Below are 18,196 nucleotides of genomic sequence, written 5' to 3'. Positions count from 1 at the left end.
AAAACCTTATTCACTACAAATTCTGCTCATTCATGTTTTTTTCAGCTTGTTCACGTGTATTAATTGTAGCTGCAAGAAATATACATAATATAAGTATAACTATAATCATTCCGAAAACTGCTATATAAGACCCTTTAAGAAGAGTAATTGAAAGACCCATTATTAATGGTGCAATAATTCCAGCAACAGATGACCCAAAAGCTATAAATCCAGTTGCTGTACCAACTAAATCCTTTCGAACATATTTTAACACTAATGTATAAAATGCTGGGCTCAGACAACATACTCCCAAATTAGCAATCGTTTGATATATAAATCCTAAAACAATACTTCCAGTATTATACATTAAGAAAACAGAAATGCACATTATGATTAGAGAAGCAATAATAGCTATTTTCTCACGTCCAACAAAATATTTGTCAATAATCCATCCTGATATATTTACAAAAACAAATGATGCAAGTGCTGGTATCATTGAATAAGTAGCCATAGTTTTAATATCTAAATGTTTGACATTCACCCAGTATTGTGGCAACCAAGAGTTTAATCCCCACATTAAAAATCCTACGCCAAATTGAATAATTGGTGTCTTCCACACAATAGGATTTTTAAAAGCTTCTTTAAGAGGAACTTTTTTTGATTTTGTTTTTTGTGTACTCTTACCTGTATTTTTTTCATTTTTATTTAATAAGTACAAAGACAAAGCAATTATTAAGTCAGCTATGGCAAAAATGAAAAATGCTTTTCTCCATCCATAAGAAAATGCCAAATACGCTATAATTAAACCCGCAAAAGCAGTCCCTAACTGACCTGCTGATATAAGAAAAGACTTTGCTCTTCCAAATTGCTCTTTTTTAAAATTCTCTGCTATTGTAACTGAACTTGCTGGTGGAAATATTCCTTCTGCACATCCATACATAAACCTTATCACCATAAGAGAAACAAATGACCATGACATACCTGTAAGTGTAGAAAATATAGCCCATATAGATACTATTACTATAATCAATTTTTTAGATTCATATTTATCAGCAAAGTATCCTCCAAAAAGGGACATAATGGCCATACCAAAAGAAAATGAACTAATTAAAAAACCCACTTGTGTTGGATTTAGACCATACTCTTTACTTATTGGTATTGCAGCAACATTAATTGCCATCTTATCACAATACCCTACAAACCAAGCAATAAATAGTATACCTAAAATAATATATTTTTTATTATTATCTACCTTTTCCATAAAACTTGCCACCCCTTTATACGTTTTTTAATAACTTTTATAAACACTAATCTTTTTTATAACTTTTTATATTTCATTTAAAACTTGTTTTATGATTTTCACAGCTTGCTTTACATTTTCAGTAGTAATTCCTTTATAAAATACTAATCTAATCTCTCCAGATGGCAATACTGTGACCTTCAAACCATTCTGTAATAATTTATTACAAAACTCCTCTTGAGCTACTCTAGATTTGCCTATATTTATAATGACAATATTACTTTGAACATTATGGTCTATATTTATATCCTTAATATCTTTTAAATTATCGGCTAAATATTTTGCATTTTTATGGTCAATAGCTAATCTTTCTACATTATGCTTTAGAGCATAGATTCCAGTAGCAGCTATTATGCCAGCTTGTCTCATATTACCACCTAATAGCTTTCTAAGTTTTCTAGCTTCACCTATGAAATCTTTACTCCCAGATAAAATTGAACCTATAGGTCCACCTAAACCTTTAGAAATACAAAACATAACTGAATCCACATTCTTACAAATATCTTTTACATCAACCCCTGTTGCAATAGATGCATTAAATAGTCTAGCTCCATCCATATGAATAGGAATATTATGTTTTATAGATACTTTTCTTAATTCTTTTAAATCTTCCAAAGGTATACATTTACCACCTGCAAAATTGTGTGTATTTTCAATACTTATCAATTTGATATTATTTGTTTTAATTAGTCTAATGATATCACTTTTATCAGGAATACCATCTTCTGCTAATTTAAATTTAATTGGCAACAACTGTCCAAAACGTGAATCAAAAACCACTTTTTCGCTAAGTAAAATATGTTGTTTTTCATCTACAAGTACCTTATCTCCAGGCTTACAATATGTAAGGATTGCTGTAGTATTTGCCAATGTTCCTGAAGGAAAAAATGCAGCAGATTCTTTTCCAGTTAATTGTGCTGCAAAATCTTCTAATTCATTAACTGTTTTATCTTCTCCTCTACCATACTCATCTTCTCTACCCGCATCTCCAGTTTGTGCTAAAAGAATCATTTTTAACATTTCTTCTGATGGTTGTGTAAGTGTATCACTTCTTAAATCAATCATATTATATTTCTCCTATCTAAATGTAATTAAGTCTTTCAACAGTATAATAAGCAACAAGTATGCCAAATAATTTTTTAAAAAATCGTTTTCTTGCTCATCAATGCTATTCCAGCTCTTTGAAATAGATTCAAATGGGTATTCTATGTTTAATATTTATTATAGTTATAAATCAATAATGTTTATTTATATAATCTTATAAAACATTTTGTTGAATAATTAAACAAACATATATATAATGATTGTTAATAGATACACTTTAAAGACTTGATTTAGACATATTATTACGATTTGAAGGTGATTAAATTGAAAATAACTAATTCAGAAACAAACAATTTAGAAAAAGATTTGGTGATTTTATCTCCTTATGAGGGATTTGAATCCCAATTATCTGAGATACTTAATGAAATGAATTTATATCCAACTGTAATTGAGGGATACAATATAAATGATTATTTAATAAGTAAATTAAACAATCTTTTTACAGAGTATTCATATCCTGAAGTAATAATTAGTAGAGGTGGTGTGGCAAGTCACATAAGTAAAATATTTAAAAATACAGTTATAATTAGAATGGAGCCTGATTACTTTGATATTATAAATGCGGTTAATTCTGCAAAGATATATGGTGATAATATAGGTATTATAATGCATTCAGAAACAATAGAATTGATAACAGACAAAGTTGACATAATTAAAAATATCCTTAATCTACATAAACTTAAAATATATGCTTTTGAAACTATAGATGACATTCATAACCAAGTAATTTGTGGAAAATTCGATGGTATGGATGCAATGGTGGGCGGAGGAATAGCTGCATTAGAAAGTGGTACATCAAATAAAATGCCTGTAGTATTTGTTAAATCAAGTAAAACTTCTGTAATTGAAGCTATAAAACAAGCTCTCTCTATAATTAAAGTAAGAAAAAAAGAAAGAAAACAATTAGAAAGTCTAAAATTAATTGTAAACTATATATCAGAAGGTGTCATGGCAATTAATGGTGATAAAGTGGTACTGATTAACTCAACCTTAGAAGATATCTTAGGTATTAAAAATGTTCAGGTGTTTAATAAAAAAATTGTTGACATAAACAACACAATAGCTGATTTTTTAAATAAAGAAGGTAAGGACAAAGAAATAATCAAAATTGATAAGTCAAATTTTCTGATAGAAAAATCCAATCTTAATGAAAGTGGTTTTGCAAAAAAGATATTACGTTTCCATAACGTTGAAAAAATTCAAGAGCAAGAACAGAAAATTAGGTCAAAATTGAATGCTAAAGGATTTGTAGCAAAGTATAATTTTGATGATATAATAGGAAAAAGTAATGCTATTAAAAATGTTATTAATTCTGCACGCATCTATGCTTCAACAGATGCAAGCATTCTAATATCTGGAAATAGTGGTACTGGAAAAGAATTATTAGCACAAAGTATACATAATGAAAGTAACAGAAAAAATGGACCTTTTGTACCTATAAATTGTGGAGCAATTCCTGAAAATCTTCTTGAAAGTGAATTTTTTGGTTATGAAGAAGGAGCATTCTCAGGTGCAAAAAAAAATGGAAAAAAAGGCTTATTTGAACTAGCTCACACAGGAACAATTTTTTTAGATGAAATTAATTCTCTACCAATTTCTCTCCAGAGTAAATTGTTAAGGGTAATACAAGAAAAAGAATTTAATAGAATAGGTTCAGATTCTATAATTTCAGTTGATGTTAGAATAATAGCAGCTACAAATCAAGATATGAATAAATTAACTCGCAATAATAAATTCAGAACTGACTTGTATTATCGTTTAAATATATTAAATTTGAACTTACCTACTCTCTCTGATAGAAAGGGAGATATTGAGATTTTATCCATTCATTTTTTAAATTACTATTCAAAAAAATACAAAGTAAACATTCCATATTTAGAAAAACATGAGTTGGATATATTAACAAATTATAATTGGCCAGGTAATGTTAGAGAATTAGAGAATACTATTCATAGATTTGTACTTCTTTATGGCAAAGAAAATAATAATAATAATTTGATTTATAATTGTTTAGAAAATACAACTGATGTTATGGAAAATAATGTTGTAGAAGACAAAAAAGAAAGTAAGGAGATTATTAAGATACACAGAGATACCCTTGAAGTAATGGAAAGAGAAATTATTTTATCTTATTTAAATGAATGTAAATGGAATAAACAAATAGTGGCTGATAAGCTTGGGATATGCAGAAGTACTTTATGGAGAAAATTAAAAGAATCTAAGTAAATCTTCTAATAATTATTAAACTTATTTGATAAGAAAAGGTTGTATGTAAATGTATTTTTATACAAATCTACTTACAACCTTTTCATAAATAAATATTATTTTTAATTTATTATTATAATTTATTTAACTAAAAAGATAAATGTTTATCTATAGTTAACCATTAATATCTTCTTTCTATAAAACCAACTTTTTTATAAACTTTTCTAAGAGTCTTTCTAGCTTGTTTTTCAGCTTTTTCTGCTCCCATACTATATATTTTTTCTAAATAATCTTTATTATTAAGAAGGTCTACATATCTTTCTCTTATAGGTCTTAAACTTTCTGCTACTACTTCAGCCACATCTTCTTTAAATACTCCATAACCTTTGCCTTCATACATGTTTACAATCTCTTCCACACTCTTTTTGCTTAAATTAGAGTATATATCAAGTAGATTTTTAATACCAGGTTGCTCATCAGTATATTTTACAACACCTAAAGAATCAGTAACACTTCTCTTTATCTTTCTCTTTATAGTATCTGAATCATCTGCTAATAATATAAAGGCATTTTCATTTGAATCAGATTTACTCATTTTCTTAGTTGGCTCTTGTAAACTCATTACTCTTGCTCCACCTTTTGGATAGTATCCTTCTGGAACCACAAATGTAGGTGAGAATCTATTATTAAATCTATTTGCTAAATCACGAGATAACTCTAAATGTTGTTTTTGGTCATCTCCAACTGGAACCAAATCAGTTTGATATAATAATATGTCAGCAGCCATAAGGACTGGATAAGTAAACAAACCTGCATTTAGATTTGCTTCACTTTTTTGTGATTTATCCTTAAACTGAGTCATTCTGCTTAATTCTCCCATATAAGTCATTGTACTTAATACCCACATAAGTTCAACATGCTCTTTAACATGAGATTGAATAAATATAGTATTTTTTTCTGGGTCTAATCCACAAGCTATATATTGAGCAAGCAATTCTATAGCATTAGCTCTCAAAACTTTAGGGTCTTGAGGTACTGTTATTGCATGTAAATCAACTATACTATAATAGCAATCATAATTATCTTGAAGTTCAGTCCAGTTTTTTATAGCTCCTATATAATTTCCTAAAGTCATTTTTCCTGATGGTTGTGCACCACTAAATATAACTTTTTTTTCACTCATTTTACTTGTACCTCCTTATATTTATATTGATTTTAACATATTTAAAACTATATCCTTAGAATTGTTGGCAGCATCGTGTACAAATACATCATATGTAACATCAGCACTTCCATCTGCCTTATCAGACATTGCTCTTATTATTACGAATGGAGTATTATTTAGATAACATACATGAGCTATAGCTCCACCTTCCATTTCTCCACAATACCCACCAAAATCATTTACTAATTCATCTTTTAATTCTTTAGAATTTATAAATTTATCTCCTGTAACGACTCTTCCTTTCAGTACTTTGTGAGTCTTTACTTCCTCTACAGAAGATTTGTAAGCAGCATCTATAAGTCTTTCATCTGCTTTAAATACAGAAGTCTTCATTCTTGGTATAACTCCCTTAGGGTCTCCAAATGCTGTAGTATCTATATCATATTGTATAGCATCAGTCGATATCACTATGTCATTAACATCAAGATTTTCGTTCAAAGCACCTGCTACACCTGTATTAACAATAGCATCAACTTTAAATTCACTTATTAGTATCTGTGCACAAAGAGCAGAATTAACTTTACCTATACCACATTTTACTAATACTACATTTTTTCCTTCTAATGTTCCTTGATGAAACTCTAAACTAGCTTTTTTTACAGTTTCTTTAATATCCATTAAATTAACTAAAATACTTACTTCTTCATCCATTGCACCTATAATTCCTATTACGTTCATTTTTCCTCCTAAATTTTCTATATTAAAAAATCCGTCCTAAATCAATAGGACGGATATATTTTCCGTGGTACCACCTAAATTTATATATACTCAAAGTTGAATATATATATCTCAATATATGCTGTAACGTGCACACACGATATCAGATACTCTGTAGCCTTAAACTACATTTCACCTTACTCCTTAAAGACCCATTCAATAAACACTTTTTATTAAGTTCTCAGCACCCTTAACTCTCTGTACAAAAGTATATTTATTTACTATTTCTTATCACAGGATTAAATTTATTAATTTCTTTATTTTATAATATTCCTTACACTATAAATTGTCAACTATATATTATAATATCCAAAAGAAATTATTAAAATACATTTTTATTTAGCTGTTTTCTTTTCATATCTATTCCACAACCATATACCAGATAGTATAACTAGAAGACCTCCACCAATCATCTCTATCTCATATATGATATTTTCAGCGAATGTAGGCATAACTGGTGCTGCAGATAATAGTATACCAACTACAGTTACTACTAGAACCATTTTCGCTAAACCTATACAAGTACTTGTTGATTTTGCCATAGTATAAGGTCTAATTTCATCTGGTCTCTCTTTTCTTAATTTAATATAAGAAGCATATAATAACACATATGGGAATAAAGCAGTTAATGCTGTCATAGTTACAAGAACATTATATATAGCATCAACAGAAGGCATTAATGTAGTCACTAATAATATTATAGTAACTATTATTGCTTGAAGTATAACAGCTTTAGAAGGTATTTTATGTTCATTTACTTCTACTAAGCTATCTGGGAATACTCCTTTTTTGACACTACCAAATAACATTTTTATTGGTGATGCTATGTAAAGAACTATTGCTCCTAGTATTGAGAAAGCTATACCAAAAGCTATTAATTGAACCAACCAAGAGCCTATTCCTAAAGATTGACAAACAGCTGCAAGTGCATCCAATACACCTTTAGAAGCAGTAATTTGGTCTGGTGGTATTATCATTGTTATTGCAATTGAACCTAATACATATAATGAAGCTACTATCCCAGCTGATATTAATATAGCTTTAGGGAAGTTCTTTTCAGGCTTATCTATCTCTGTTATAAAGTTAGCTGCAGTTTCTGCTCCTGCTAAACCAAACATTATAGCTGATATAGCGACAAATGCATCCATGTTAAGCTTTGGAGTCATTGAAGCTATTGTATATGTTGAAGCTATATCATGTTTTTTCAATACAAATACTGCTACAAATGAAAATATTATAAGTATAGCACTTGGTATTGTTGAACCTAATGCACCTGTATTAGTAAATATCTTTGTAAAACTTATTCCTTTAGTTGCTATAAGAGATAATGCCCAGAATATTACTAAAGATAATATAAGTACAAACATCTTATTATCTGCAAGTGCTGGATTTCCTATTGTATAAGAAACATTTACTGCTAAAAAAGTTAAGAATGAAGAATACCAAAATATTTTAGCTGTCCAATTTAGCCAAGAAACTAAAAATCCATATTTTTCTCCAAAGGCTTCCTTAACCCAATCATATAAACCTCCATCGCCTTTTTGATATGTAGAAGCTAATTCAGCACAAATTAAAGCTCCTGGTACAAAATATATAAATGAGAATAATAACCACATAGGTATTGCACCTAATCCTAAACCAAAGCTTGATGCTGTAGATTTAGCTATCCATCTGATACCATATAAAGCTGATACATTCATAAATACCAAACTCCACAGGCCTATTTTTTTCTTTTCCATCCTAATTTAAATTCTCCTCTCTATTAATTAGTTAAAAGTTGATTTCAAAATTGATAAAACAGATTCACTGTCATTAAATCAATAGCATTCAGAGTTTTTAAATTATTAAGGTCTTTTATTAAAAAAATCTAAATACTTTGAAATCAAATTTTATTAAAAGTGGTAAATCTCAAAAGCTCTGCCACTTTAATTCTAATCATACTAAATTTTTAAAATTGTTTCAATATTATTTTAATATAAAATTTTATTTGTTATTTTTCATGATGATATAAAAAACTTAAAATCACAAATTTATATCTTTTATTTATTATTTTTATAAATTTTTCACAATAAAAAATAATTTACCTCTATATTTAATGTAAAAGTGATGATTAAATTTAATATAAAAAATATATAACAAAAATTTTTTATATTTCTAAAAGAAAAGTATACTCTTTTTTGTTTAATAATGCTAAAATTGATTTGTATTAAATTTTGATTAGGAGGAAATTATTATGAAGACTCAAAGATTGAATGCTGTACTTGAACAAATGAAAAAAGATGATATTTCTCAAATGTTGGTAAGTGACCCTACTTCGATATTTTATCTAACAGGAGCACTAATCCACCCAGGCGAAAGATTATTAGCATTATACCTAAATTTAAATGGAAATAATAAATTATTTATAAATGAATTATTCCCTGTTACAGAAGATTTAGGTGTTGAAATGATTTGGTTTAATGATACTCAAAATCCAGTAGAAATAATAACTGAACATATAGACAAAAATGCTACTATGGGTGTTGATAAAAACTGGCCAGCTAGATTCTTATTAAGCTTAATGGAATTAGGTGGAGGAAGCAAATTTGTAAATTCATCTTATATAATAGATACTTTAAGAATGTGTAAAGATGAAGAAGAAAAAGAATTAATGAGAATAGCTTCAAGATTAAATGACAAGGGTATGGAGCAACTTAAAGCTACTGTTTCTGGTGAACTTACAGAGAAACAACTTGTTGGTAAATTATCTAAAATATATGAAGATTTAGGTGCTGATGGATTTTCATTTGACCCTATTATAGGATTTGGACCTAATGGAGCTAACCCACATGGTGAGCCTGGAAACGCACTTGTAAAACCAGGGGATGCAATAATATTAGATATAGGTTGTATAAAAGACAATTATTGTGCTGATATGACAAGAACTGTATTCTATAAAGAAATACCTGAAAAAGGTAGAGAGATATTTGAAATAGTTCTTGAAGCTAATAAGAGAGCTGAAGCTATTGTAAAACCAGGAGTTAGATTCTGTGATATAGATGCTGCTGCTCGTGATTACATAACTGAAAAAGGATATGGACAATACTTCACTCATAGAACAGGTCACTCTATAGGACTTGAAGTTCATGATAAGGGAGATGTATCTTCTATAAATACAGATACTGTACAACCAGGAATGATATTCTCTATAGAACCAGGTATATATTTACCAGGTGAATTCGGAGTTAGAATAGAAGATTTAGTACTTGTTACTGAAGATGGTTGTGAGATATTAAATAAATATGATAAAGAAATATGTGTAGTTGGTTAATTATAAAATTAACTTACTAAAATTAAAACAAGCCATATAAAAATGCTTTAAGCATTTTTATATGGCTTCAATTTTTCACATCATGATTTATATAGCAGTAATTAAAATTGCACCTTTTGAAGTATATGTACCCATAACTGAGCCAACTTCACAGATTACAACATCTTTATATTTTACATCTTTCTCCATAACTTCCCTTACTTTTTGAGCCTTCTCAGGACAGTTTGCATGTCCTATAAATAAGACCTTTTCTTCTCTGTCTTTAATCTTGGATTCTACCAAATTAATCAACTTTTTCAAGCTATTCCCTTCACCTCTTGCCTTATCTATTGGAGTTACAATACCATCTGCAACTTGTATTATAGCCTTAAAATTCAATGTATTTATAATTTTTCCTGCTATAGGGTTTATTCTTCCACCCTTGATAGCATTTTCTAATGTCTCTAAAGTCCCCAAAAATGGTGGATTATCTTTGTATTTATCTATTATTGAAACAATTTCTTCGATTTCTTTTCCTTCTTTGATTAATATTGCTGCTTTTAACACAAGTTGTCCTATTCCAATTGACCCACTAAGTGAGTCTATAACCTCAATTTTTTTATTGTTCCCTTCCTTTTCAAACATATCTTTTGCCAAAAGTGCACTATTATAAGTACCAGACAGTCTTGAACTTATATTAATCACCAATATACTTTCTTCCTGACAATGATATGCTTCTAAAAATTTATCAGGTGAAGGACATGATGTCTTTGGTAGTACTTTGCTTTCACTCATTTTTCTATAGAAAGTTTCATTATCTATTTCCTTTCCAGATATATAACTTTCCTCTCCAAAAGATACATTTAAACCAACAACTTCAATGTTGTATTTTTCTATTATATCATTAGGTAAGTCACATGCACTATCCACTATCAATTTTATTTTATCCATATTAACCTCACTATAAGATATTGTTTTTATTTATTCAGTCGGTCGTACGACCGATTTAATTACTATTTTATATTTTGAATGAAAAAAAGTCAATAGATATAGATTCTTGCTTTATTGACAATAAATATCCATAAGCTTATAATGTTATTAATTTGTTATAAATATACATAGAAAGGTAGGTTTTATGAAAACAAACAATATGAAACAGGCTATTTTATCATCTGCAACTAATTTAATAGCCAAAAATGGAGTTCAAAATACTAGTCTTGCTGATATTGCAAAAGATGTAAATATAAGTAAAGGTACTTTGTATTATCACTACGCATCTAAAAATGATATTATATATGATATTGCAGACACTCATTTAGAAGTTATAACCAGTGCTATATTAAACTGTGTAAAAAACGTCAAATCAAAAAATTCTCAAATAGAAATGGTTAATTTAATCTTAGAGAAAATATCTACTATAGAAAGTCGTGGTAGAGTACATATGTATCTTATTTGTGAAGCAATTACTTCAAATGATGATTTGAAAGAAAGAATGAGATTAAAATATATTGAATGGAGAACTACTCTTAAATCTGAAATTGTTGAGTCCTTAGAAAAATACAGTAGAAGTGAAAATGAACAAGATGCTGAATCATTTTCCTTCTTACTTATGTCTATAGTAGATGGTTTAGTTGTCCAAAGCTTATTAAGGACAGAAAAAATACCTTATGAAAATATAGCTTCTTTTTTAGTTAACCATTGGATTTAAATTTAATGCTTAATATGTAACAAAAGTGAACTATTAAATTCTTTGAATTTAACAGTTCACTTTCTTATTTATTATTAATAATTTTATTTAAAACATTTAATTTTTATTTAAACCTTCATGGAATCACAAAATAAAAATCTTTTATAAATTTTAAATATCTCTATTTATGTTCATGCGTATGTCCATCTGAGTGTTCATGCCCATGTGTATGTGCATGCTCATGACTATGCTCATGAGTCCCTGAGAAACCATCCTCATGATTATGGTCGTGACCTACACCATTTACGTGTTCATGTCCATGCCCATGACTATGAGAATGTTGATGTGAATGCTCATGATTATCTCCTCCACAACAGCCTTCTCCCCCAGTTCCACAACATCCACTTGTGTGTGGATTATGGTGATTTCTTACTACAAATCTCTCTCTTAACATATTCTTATACCTCCTAGTATATTATTGAGTACTTCATGTACCCCATTAATTATAGTATACATCTAACTAGGTGCAATCACAATACATATGGTATTTTTTAACATTGCCATTTTAAAGAAACTTATCTTTAAAACCTCCTCCTTTTACTTCTTCCACATTATTAACAGAAATAAAGGCTTCACTATCCATATCATAAATCAAATCTTTAAATTTACCTATCTCATTTGCAGATATTATACAATAAATCATTTTTTTCTTATTTTGTGTATATGCTCCTTCTGCCTCTAGAAAAGTTACTCCTCTTCCCATCTTATTCATTATTACTTTGGATATTTCATCATATTTATTAGATATTAGAAGTATAGATTTTTTTCTATCAAAACAATCCTTTGCTATGTCCATTGTAAAAGAAATTATATACATAGCAATTAAAGTATACATTACCAACTTAGCTCCAAATAAAAATGCACCTGCACATACTACAAAGAAATTTATAAATAAAAATGTATTTTTCATAGGTATATCGTACTTTCTTTTCATTATAGCTGCTATTATGTCAAGACCTCCAGCAGTAGCTCTTGCTTTAAAAGTCAACCCCATACCTATTCCAGTTAAGGCACCACCATAAATACACTGTAGCATAGTGTCATCTATTGGAAAATATTTAGCAATATCCTGTGTTAATCCAAGAGCAACAGAAAATAACAACATATTAACAAAGCTTATTAACAAAAATTTATTGTCAAAATACTTTTTAGCTATAATAAATATTGGTATATTCATCAAAAAACTGGATATTCCTTGATTTATACCAAATAACTTATATAATATAACACAAATCCCAGCTACTCCTCCACTTAATAACTTGGCTGGTGCTAGATATAAATTTATTCCTATGGTTGATAGAATCATACCCAATATAATAAGACCATATTGTAAAAATATGTTATTATCAATACTTAGCTTTTTACTTTCACCATACATCAAAACGCACCCCTTTGCATAATAAATAAACCACCCTGCATTATACACAATAAATTTATAAATAAATTTATCAGAAGTAGTTTACTCTAAAATATTATTCATCCTCACTTAAACGTTTATTCACTAATATTCTATCACATACTATAAATAATTTATATGATTTATATAGATTTATTTACTGTAAATTTTGGAATATTTCAACATTTTATTGAATAGATAATTATACTGTATTAAAAAATCCCTATAGAAATTTATAAACTAATTTCTATAGGGATTTTAATTAACTAACTATTATTTTTATTTTTTTGTAACTTTTATACCTGTCATATGGTCATTTAAGTTTTGTTCTTCTAAAGATTTATCATCCACTCTGTTTATTTCTAAAGCTAAAGTCTCAGACTTGATATATTCATCGAAATGGTCAACAGCCTTAGCAATTTCATCATCACCACAGTAATCTATCACTATATTATCTAATACTTCAAAGTTATTAGATTTTCTTAATTGCTGTACTTTAGATATAAATTCTCTAGCATAACCTTCATCAACCAATTCTTCAGTTAACTTAGTATCTAGTATAACGAAAAGATTGTTTTCAACAGATACATTAAATCCTTCTTTAGCAGTTATACCTATTAACACTAAATCCTTATTAAACTCAAAAGCTTCACCATCTAAATCAACTGTTAAACTTTCACCATTTTCAAGTTTATTAACAGCTTCATGTGCATTTAATTTATTTAATGCTCCTACAAATAAATTCATCTTAGCACCTAGTAATGGTCCTGCTGCCTTAAAGTTTGGTTTTAGACTAAAGTTCATGTACTCATCTAAGTCCTTAGCAAATACTACCTCTTTAACATTAAGTTCTTCTTTTATTAAATCAACTACATCACTTATTGTATCTTCAAACTTACCATCTACTAATACTTTTTGTAATGGTTGACGAACTTTTATTCTTTCAACTTCTCTTGAAGCTCTACCTAAAGTAACTAGATTTTTAGCTAAATCCATTTTTTCTTCTAATTTAGCATCCATTAATTCTTCATTAGGTTTAGGATATTCAGCTAAGTGAACAGATACTTCTCCTGTTAGATTTCTGTACATTTCTTCTGACATATATGGTGCAAATGGAGCTATAGCTCTGCAAAGACCATGTAATAATTCATAAGTTGTATTATATACTGCTTTTTTGTCTTCTGTTAACTCAGTTGCCCAGAATCTTCTTCTTGAACGTCTGATATACCAGTTAGATAAATCATCGTTTATGAAATCTTGTATCATTCTTAAAGTCTTATTTAATTCAAATATAGCTAAATTTTCTTCTACATCTTTCATTAAATTATTAAACTTAGATAGTATCCATCTATCAAGTTCTGGTCTATCTTTATATTCTACAAAGAATTCAGTTGGATTTATATCATCTGTATTTGCATATAAAGTGAAGAAGTTATATACATTCTTCATAGTTCCTATAAATTTACTTTGTATTTCTTTTAATCCATCCATATCAAATTTAGTTGGAGTCCATGGTGGAGAAACATATAGTAGATACCATCTTAATGCATCTGCTCCATATTGGTCAAATAACTCCATTGGATTTACTGTATTTCCTCTTGATTTACTCATTTTCTTTCCTTCTTTATCAAGTACAAGGTCTGGAACTAACACACTCTTATATGGTGCTTTACCTAATACAAATGTTGATACTGCAAGTAATGAGTAGAACCAACCTCTAGTCTGGTCTATACCTTCTGATATATAATCAGCTGGGAATAATTGGTCAAAGTTCTCTTTATTTTCAAATGGATAGTGGTGTTGAGCAAATGGCATAGCCCCACTATCAAACCAACAGTCTATAACTTCTGTTACTCTTGTCATTGGTTTTCCACATTTTTCACATTTTAAATGTATATCATCTACATATGGTCTATGAAGTTCAACTGTCTCTGGATTTACATCTTCTATAGCTTTTTCAGCTAATTCAGCTCTTGAACCTACTGAATCTGTATGACCACATTCACATCTCCATATAGGAAGTGGAGTTCCCCAATATCTAGTTCTTGATATTGCCCAGTCATTTAGATTTTCTAACCAGTTTCCAAATCTCTTTTCACCTACAAAGCTTGGGAACCATTTTACACCATTGTTATTTTCTATTAATTTATCTTTAAGTTTAGTCATCTCTATATACCAGCTTGGTTTTGCATAGTATACTAATGGAGTTTGACATCTCCAACAATGCGGATAGTTATGAACTACTTTTTCTTTACTATATAATTTATTTTCAGAAGCCAGCCATTTTATTATTTCAACATCTAGCCCATCTTCCATTACAAATTTACCTTCCCAAGGAGTAGCTGTAAATTTACCAGTTTCATCTACTGGTTGTACAACTGGTAAATCATATCTTTTACCTGTATTATAGTCATCTTCACCAAATGCTGGTGCTGTATGAACTATTCCAGTACCATCTTCAGTAGTTACATAATCTCCTACTGTAATGAAAAATGCTTTTTTGTCAACTTCTACAAAAGGCATTAATTGTTCATATTCTAATCCTTCTAGGTCTTTACCCTTCATTTCTTCTAAAACTTCATAATCTTCACCTAGTACTTTATTAGCTAAAGGTTTAGATACATAATATACCTCGTCACCTTTCTTAACTTTTAAGTAATCAACATCAGCATTTACTGTTAATGAAACATTTGATGGTAAAGTCCATGGAGTTGTTGTCCATGCTAGGAAATATTCATCAGCATCTTTTTTCTTAAATTTAGCTATAACTGTATTAGTTTTTACTTCTTTATATCCTTGTGCAACCTCATGACTAGCAAGACCAGTTCCACATCTTGGGCAATAAGGAAGTATTTTATGCCCTTCATAGATATATCCTTCTTTGTTGAATTTATTAAGTATCCACCATACAGACTCTATATAGTTATTGTCTAAAGTTATATATGGATTATCTAAATCAACTTCATAAGCCATTCTCTCAGTCATTATTCTCCATTGTTTTTCAAATGAGAAAACTGATTCTCTACATTTTTGGTTGAACTCAGCTATTCCATACTCTTCTATTTGTTGCTTACTAGTAAGACCTAATTCTTTCTCTACTTGTATTTCAACTGGTAATCCGTGTGTATCCCAACCAGCTTTTCTCTTTACTTGATAACCAGACATTGTTTTATATCTACAAACTGAATCTTTAAGTGTTCTAGATAAAACATGGTGTACTCCAGGATTTCCATTGGCTGTAGGAGGTCCCTCATAGAATACAAAACTTGGGTCATTTTCCCCTTTTTCTAAAGTTTTTTCAAGTATATTTATATCTTTCCAATAATCAAAAACTTGTGCTTCTGCTTGTTTTACTGAACTGTCTACTAATGGCTTAAATTTCGCCATATAAATCACCCTTTCCTATAAATATTATAATTCCAAAATTTTTTATTCTTTCACATAAATTTAAATACTAAAAAACTCGCCCCCTTTAAACAAAGGGACGAGTTATAAATCGCGTTACCACCCTAATTCTATATGTGAATTTAATTCTATCCACATATAACACTCTAATAGTATAACGGTACTAACCGGCACAGCTTAATAGAATTTAATCGTTCAGCCTGCAGCTCAAGAGTGATTTTTACCTTTATAAATTCATTGGTTCTCAGCATACCCAATTCTCTGTAAAATTATCTAAAGATAATTGTCTCTATCAACGCTTTTAAAAATTTATCTGTGTTTATATGAAATTCTATAACAAATAATTTGAATAGTCAATATATTTTTGAAAAATATAATAATTTCTATTTTTCTTACATTTTTATCCTATTTTAAATTTTTGTTATAGATTTCTCAAACTTCTACAATAATTTCACCTAAAAATCCAATAAATCATAGCTTTATTCTAGAGTTGTAGCAGCTTCATCATTACTATAATTATACACTGTTGTTCCTTCAAATGCATTTACACATTTTTCATCTACATCATAAAAAATTTCATCAACACTTCTTATCTCATCTTCTAATAGTGATTTAAATTTATTTCTAAATATCTTAAATTCTTTAACTAAAGCATCATACTCTTTTCTTATCTCTATAACACGATTATTGGCTTGTTCTATAATTTGTCTAGCTTTTAAGTCTGCCTCTTCAACAATTATTTTAGCTTTTTTATTAGCCGCGCTACAAGTGTCTTCTGCTGCACTTTGAGCAGTTATTAGAGTAGCTTTTAATGTCTCTTCAATATTTTCATACTTGTTTACTTGGTCTTGATATAATCCTAATTTTTCTTTAAGAGCTGTATTTTCTCTACATAGAGATTCATAATCTTCTTTAATGATGTCTAAAAATTCATCAACCTCTTCATCTCTATACCCTCTTAAACCTTTTTTAAACTCTTTATTTTCTATCTCAATTGGAGTTAGCATTACATTTCCTCCCAGCTATAATTTAAATTAGTCCTTATACAATTAATCTTGCTTGAACTTTTATTTTACCTTTTTTAGTAATATCTCCTATTTGTGTTACATTAGCTCTTCCTTTGCCTCTAACAGAAATCAAATCATCATTTTTAACTATTTTAGAGGTTGAAGTTATCTTTTCATAATTGACATGGACTTTTTCTCCATTTATGTATTTTGCACTATCTTGTCTAGATATATTGTAAAGACCACTTATGACACAATCTAACCTATCTGAAGATACTGTAAATGATACTTCCTTATATTTTGAAGAACTATTAACAATGTTTTCTCTGGAAATTTCCTTTACAATTACATTATTTCTCGAAACTTTCTCCAAATTCACGATTATAAAATCGCAAATATCACTACTTACAATTACTTGACAAAAGCTATCATGTATAATTATATCTCCAATTTTTTCTCTTTTTATACCTAGACTCATAATTGCACCTAAATAATCTTTATGAGATATATTCTTAAATTTGAAATTCCCTTCTATCTGTAAAAATCTAAGAGTATCTTCTATATCCTCATATTCCATGTAAAATGGATAAATAAATACAGTGCTTCTTTCAGCTTGTTCATAACCTCCATCCACACTGTATTTTATTTCATTTGTAGAATTTAATATCGCTACAGCATTTTTCACTTCATATGGATTAAGAAACTCAGTAAACTTAACATCATAGTTTTTTATACAACTATTAGCCTTGTCTATTACTTTAAACATTTTATTTTTCAAGTCTATATCCTTTATGTGATTTGTTAATTTTAATTTATCCATTC

General features: G+C 28.7%; 14 protein-coding genes and 2 other annotated features. Of the genes, 3 read left to right on the top strand and 11 right to left on the bottom strand.

What is annotated here, in order from left to right; translation table 11 throughout:
• Positions 1-13: 13 nt before the first annotated feature.
• Complete coding sequence (locus Q3223_RS10290) at positions 14-1,240, bottom strand: MFS transporter (RefSeq protein ID WP_054271183.1); 1,227 nt, start codon at positions 1,238-1,240, stop codon at positions 14-16.
• A gap of 66 nt (positions 1,241-1,306) precedes the next feature.
• On the bottom strand, positions 1,307-2,344 hold the full coding sequence (locus Q3223_RS10285; protein WP_054271184.1) for a low specificity L-threonine aldolase: 1,038 nt from the start codon (positions 2,342-2,344) through the stop codon (positions 1,307-1,309).
• A gap of 303 nt (positions 2,345-2,647) precedes the next feature.
• On the opposite strand from Q3223_RS10285, the gene Q3223_RS10280 reads away from it, so the two are divergent.
• Positions 2,648-4,609, top strand: a complete 1,962-nt coding sequence (locus tag Q3223_RS10280) for a sigma 54-interacting transcriptional regulator (RefSeq protein ID WP_407811933.1) — start codon at positions 2,648-2,650, stop codon at positions 4,607-4,609.
• A gap of 160 nt (positions 4,610-4,769) precedes the next feature.
• On the opposite strand, the gene trpS is transcribed toward Q3223_RS10280, so the two are convergent.
• The 3 genes from trpS to Q3223_RS10265 form a co-directional block, all read right to left on the bottom strand.
• Positions 4,770-5,771, bottom strand: coding sequence for a tryptophan--tRNA ligase (trpS, locus tag Q3223_RS10275; RefSeq protein WP_054271186.1), 1,002 nt, complete (start codon positions 5,769-5,771; stop codon positions 4,770-4,772).
• A gap of 21 nt (positions 5,772-5,792) precedes the next feature.
• Positions 5,793-6,491 carry a 5'-methylthioadenosine/adenosylhomocysteine nucleosidase gene (locus Q3223_RS10270; RefSeq protein WP_054277265.1) on the bottom strand — a complete coding sequence of 233 codons (699 nt, stop codon included), beginning with the start codon at positions 6,489-6,491 and terminating at the stop codon, positions 5,793-5,795.
• Between the two features lie 42 nt (positions 6,492-6,533).
• Positions 6,534-6,774: a binding site (T-box leader), on the bottom strand.
• A gap of 91 nt (positions 6,775-6,865) precedes the next feature.
• Positions 6,866-8,269, bottom strand: coding sequence for an APC family permease (locus Q3223_RS10265; protein ID WP_054271188.1), 1,404 nt, complete (start codon positions 8,267-8,269; stop codon positions 6,866-6,868).
• A 494-nt stretch (positions 8,270-8,763) separates the two neighbouring features.
• Here Q3223_RS10265 and Q3223_RS10260 point away from each other — a divergent pair, with 494 nt between their 5' ends.
• Positions 8,764-9,840 carry a Xaa-Pro peptidase family protein gene (locus Q3223_RS10260; RefSeq protein ID WP_054271189.1) on the top strand — a complete coding sequence of 359 codons (1,077 nt, stop codon included), beginning with the start codon at positions 8,764-8,766 and terminating at the stop codon, positions 9,838-9,840.
• Positions 9,841-9,927: 87 nt separating this feature from the next.
• Here the strand turns inward: Q3223_RS10260 and Q3223_RS10255 are convergent, their stop codons facing one another.
• Complete coding sequence (locus Q3223_RS10255; protein ID WP_054271190.1) at positions 9,928-10,770, bottom strand: DegV family protein; 843 nt, start codon at positions 10,768-10,770, stop codon at positions 9,928-9,930.
• Positions 10,771-10,954: 184 nt separating this feature from the next.
• On the opposite strand from Q3223_RS10255, the gene Q3223_RS10250 reads away from it, so the two are divergent.
• Positions 10,955-11,527 carry a TetR/AcrR family transcriptional regulator gene (locus Q3223_RS10250; RefSeq protein WP_054271191.1) on the top strand — a complete coding sequence of 191 codons (573 nt, stop codon included), beginning with the start codon at positions 10,955-10,957 and terminating at the stop codon, positions 11,525-11,527.
• Positions 11,528-11,687: 160 nt separating this feature from the next.
• On the opposite strand, the gene Q3223_RS10245 is transcribed toward Q3223_RS10250, so the two are convergent.
• The 5 genes from Q3223_RS10245 to Q3223_RS10225 form a co-directional block, all read right to left on the bottom strand.
• Positions 11,688-11,960: a hypothetical protein gene (locus Q3223_RS10245; RefSeq protein ID WP_054271192.1), complete on the bottom strand. Its 273-nt coding sequence runs from the start codon at positions 11,958-11,960 to the stop codon at positions 11,688-11,690.
• A gap of 111 nt (positions 11,961-12,071) precedes the next feature.
• Positions 12,072-12,944, bottom strand: coding sequence for a YitT family protein (locus Q3223_RS10240; RefSeq protein ID WP_074178493.1), 873 nt, complete (start codon positions 12,942-12,944; stop codon positions 12,072-12,074).
• 297 nt (positions 12,945-13,241) lie between these two features.
• The gene (gene ileS, locus Q3223_RS10235; RefSeq protein ID WP_219673189.1) at positions 13,242-16,349 is read right to left on the bottom strand and encodes an isoleucine--tRNA ligase; all 3,108 of its coding nucleotides are present in this window, start codon (positions 16,347-16,349) and stop codon (positions 13,242-13,244) included.
• Between the two features lie 90 nt (positions 16,350-16,439).
• Positions 16,440-16,672, bottom strand: a binding site (T-box leader).
• Positions 16,673-16,846: 174 nt separating this feature from the next.
• Positions 16,847-17,374, bottom strand: coding sequence for a DivIVA domain-containing protein (locus Q3223_RS10230; RefSeq protein WP_003426928.1), 528 nt, complete (start codon positions 17,372-17,374; stop codon positions 16,847-16,849).
• Between the two features lie 34 nt (positions 17,375-17,408).
• Positions 17,409-18,194 (bottom strand): RNA-binding protein, encoded by a 786-nt coding sequence (locus Q3223_RS10225; protein ID WP_054271195.1) that lies wholly within the window; start codon positions 18,192-18,194, stop codon positions 17,409-17,411.
• Positions 18,195-18,196: the final 2 nt, after the last annotated feature.

The organism is Clostridioides sp. GD02367 (genome assembly GCF_045900275.1).
Classification (GTDB): domain Bacteria; phylum Bacillota; class Clostridia; order Peptostreptococcales; family Peptostreptococcaceae; genus Clostridioides; species Clostridioides difficile_A.
The sequence above is the reverse complement of the archived record's forward strand: the minus strand, read 5'-3'. Positions and strand labels throughout refer to the sequence as shown.

Excerpts from the sequence above, each read along its gene's own strand:
- Q3223_RS10290 (WP_054271183.1), bottom strand. The coding sequence starts at position 1,240 with ATGGAAAAGGTAGATAATAATAAAAAATATATTATTTTAGGTATACTA.
- trpS (WP_054271186.1), bottom strand. The coding sequence starts at position 5,771 with ATGAGTGAAAAAAAAGTTATATTTAGTGGTGCACAACCATCAGGAAAA.
- Q3223_RS10260 (WP_054271189.1), top strand. The coding sequence starts at position 8,764 with ATGAAGACTCAAAGATTGAATGCTGTACTTGAACAAATGAAAAAAGAT.
- Q3223_RS10240 (WP_074178493.1), bottom strand. The coding sequence starts at position 12,944 with ATGTATGGTGAAAGTAAAAAGCTAAGTATTGATAATAACATATTTTTA.
- ileS (WP_219673189.1), bottom strand. The coding sequence starts at position 16,349 with ATGGCGAAATTTAAGCCATTAGTAGACAGTTCAGTAAAACAAGCAGAA.
- Q3223_RS10270 (WP_054277265.1), bottom strand. The coding sequence starts at position 6,491 with ATGAACGTAATAGGAATTATAGGTGCAATGGATGAAGAAGTAAGTATT.
- Q3223_RS10230 (WP_003426928.1), bottom strand. The coding sequence starts at position 17,374 with ATGCTAACTCCAATTGAGATAGAAAATAAAGAGTTTAAAAAAGGTTTA.
- Q3223_RS10265 (WP_054271188.1), bottom strand. The coding sequence starts at position 8,269 with ATGGAAAAGAAAAAAATAGGCCTGTGGAGTTTGGTATTTATGAATGTA.
- Q3223_RS10245 (WP_054271192.1), bottom strand. The coding sequence starts at position 11,960 with ATGTTAAGAGAGAGATTTGTAGTAAGAAATCACCATAATCCACACACA.
- Q3223_RS10225 (WP_054271195.1), bottom strand. The coding sequence starts at position 18,194 with ATGGATAAATTAAAATTAACAAATCACATAAAGGATATAGACTTGAAA.
- Q3223_RS10285 (WP_054271184.1), bottom strand. The coding sequence starts at position 2,344 with ATGATTGATTTAAGAAGTGATACACTTACACAACCATCAGAAGAAATG.
- Q3223_RS10255 (WP_054271190.1), bottom strand. The coding sequence starts at position 10,770 with ATGGATAAAATAAAATTGATAGTGGATAGTGCATGTGACTTACCTAAT.
- Q3223_RS10250 (WP_054271191.1), top strand. The coding sequence starts at position 10,955 with ATGAAAACAAACAATATGAAACAGGCTATTTTATCATCTGCAACTAAT.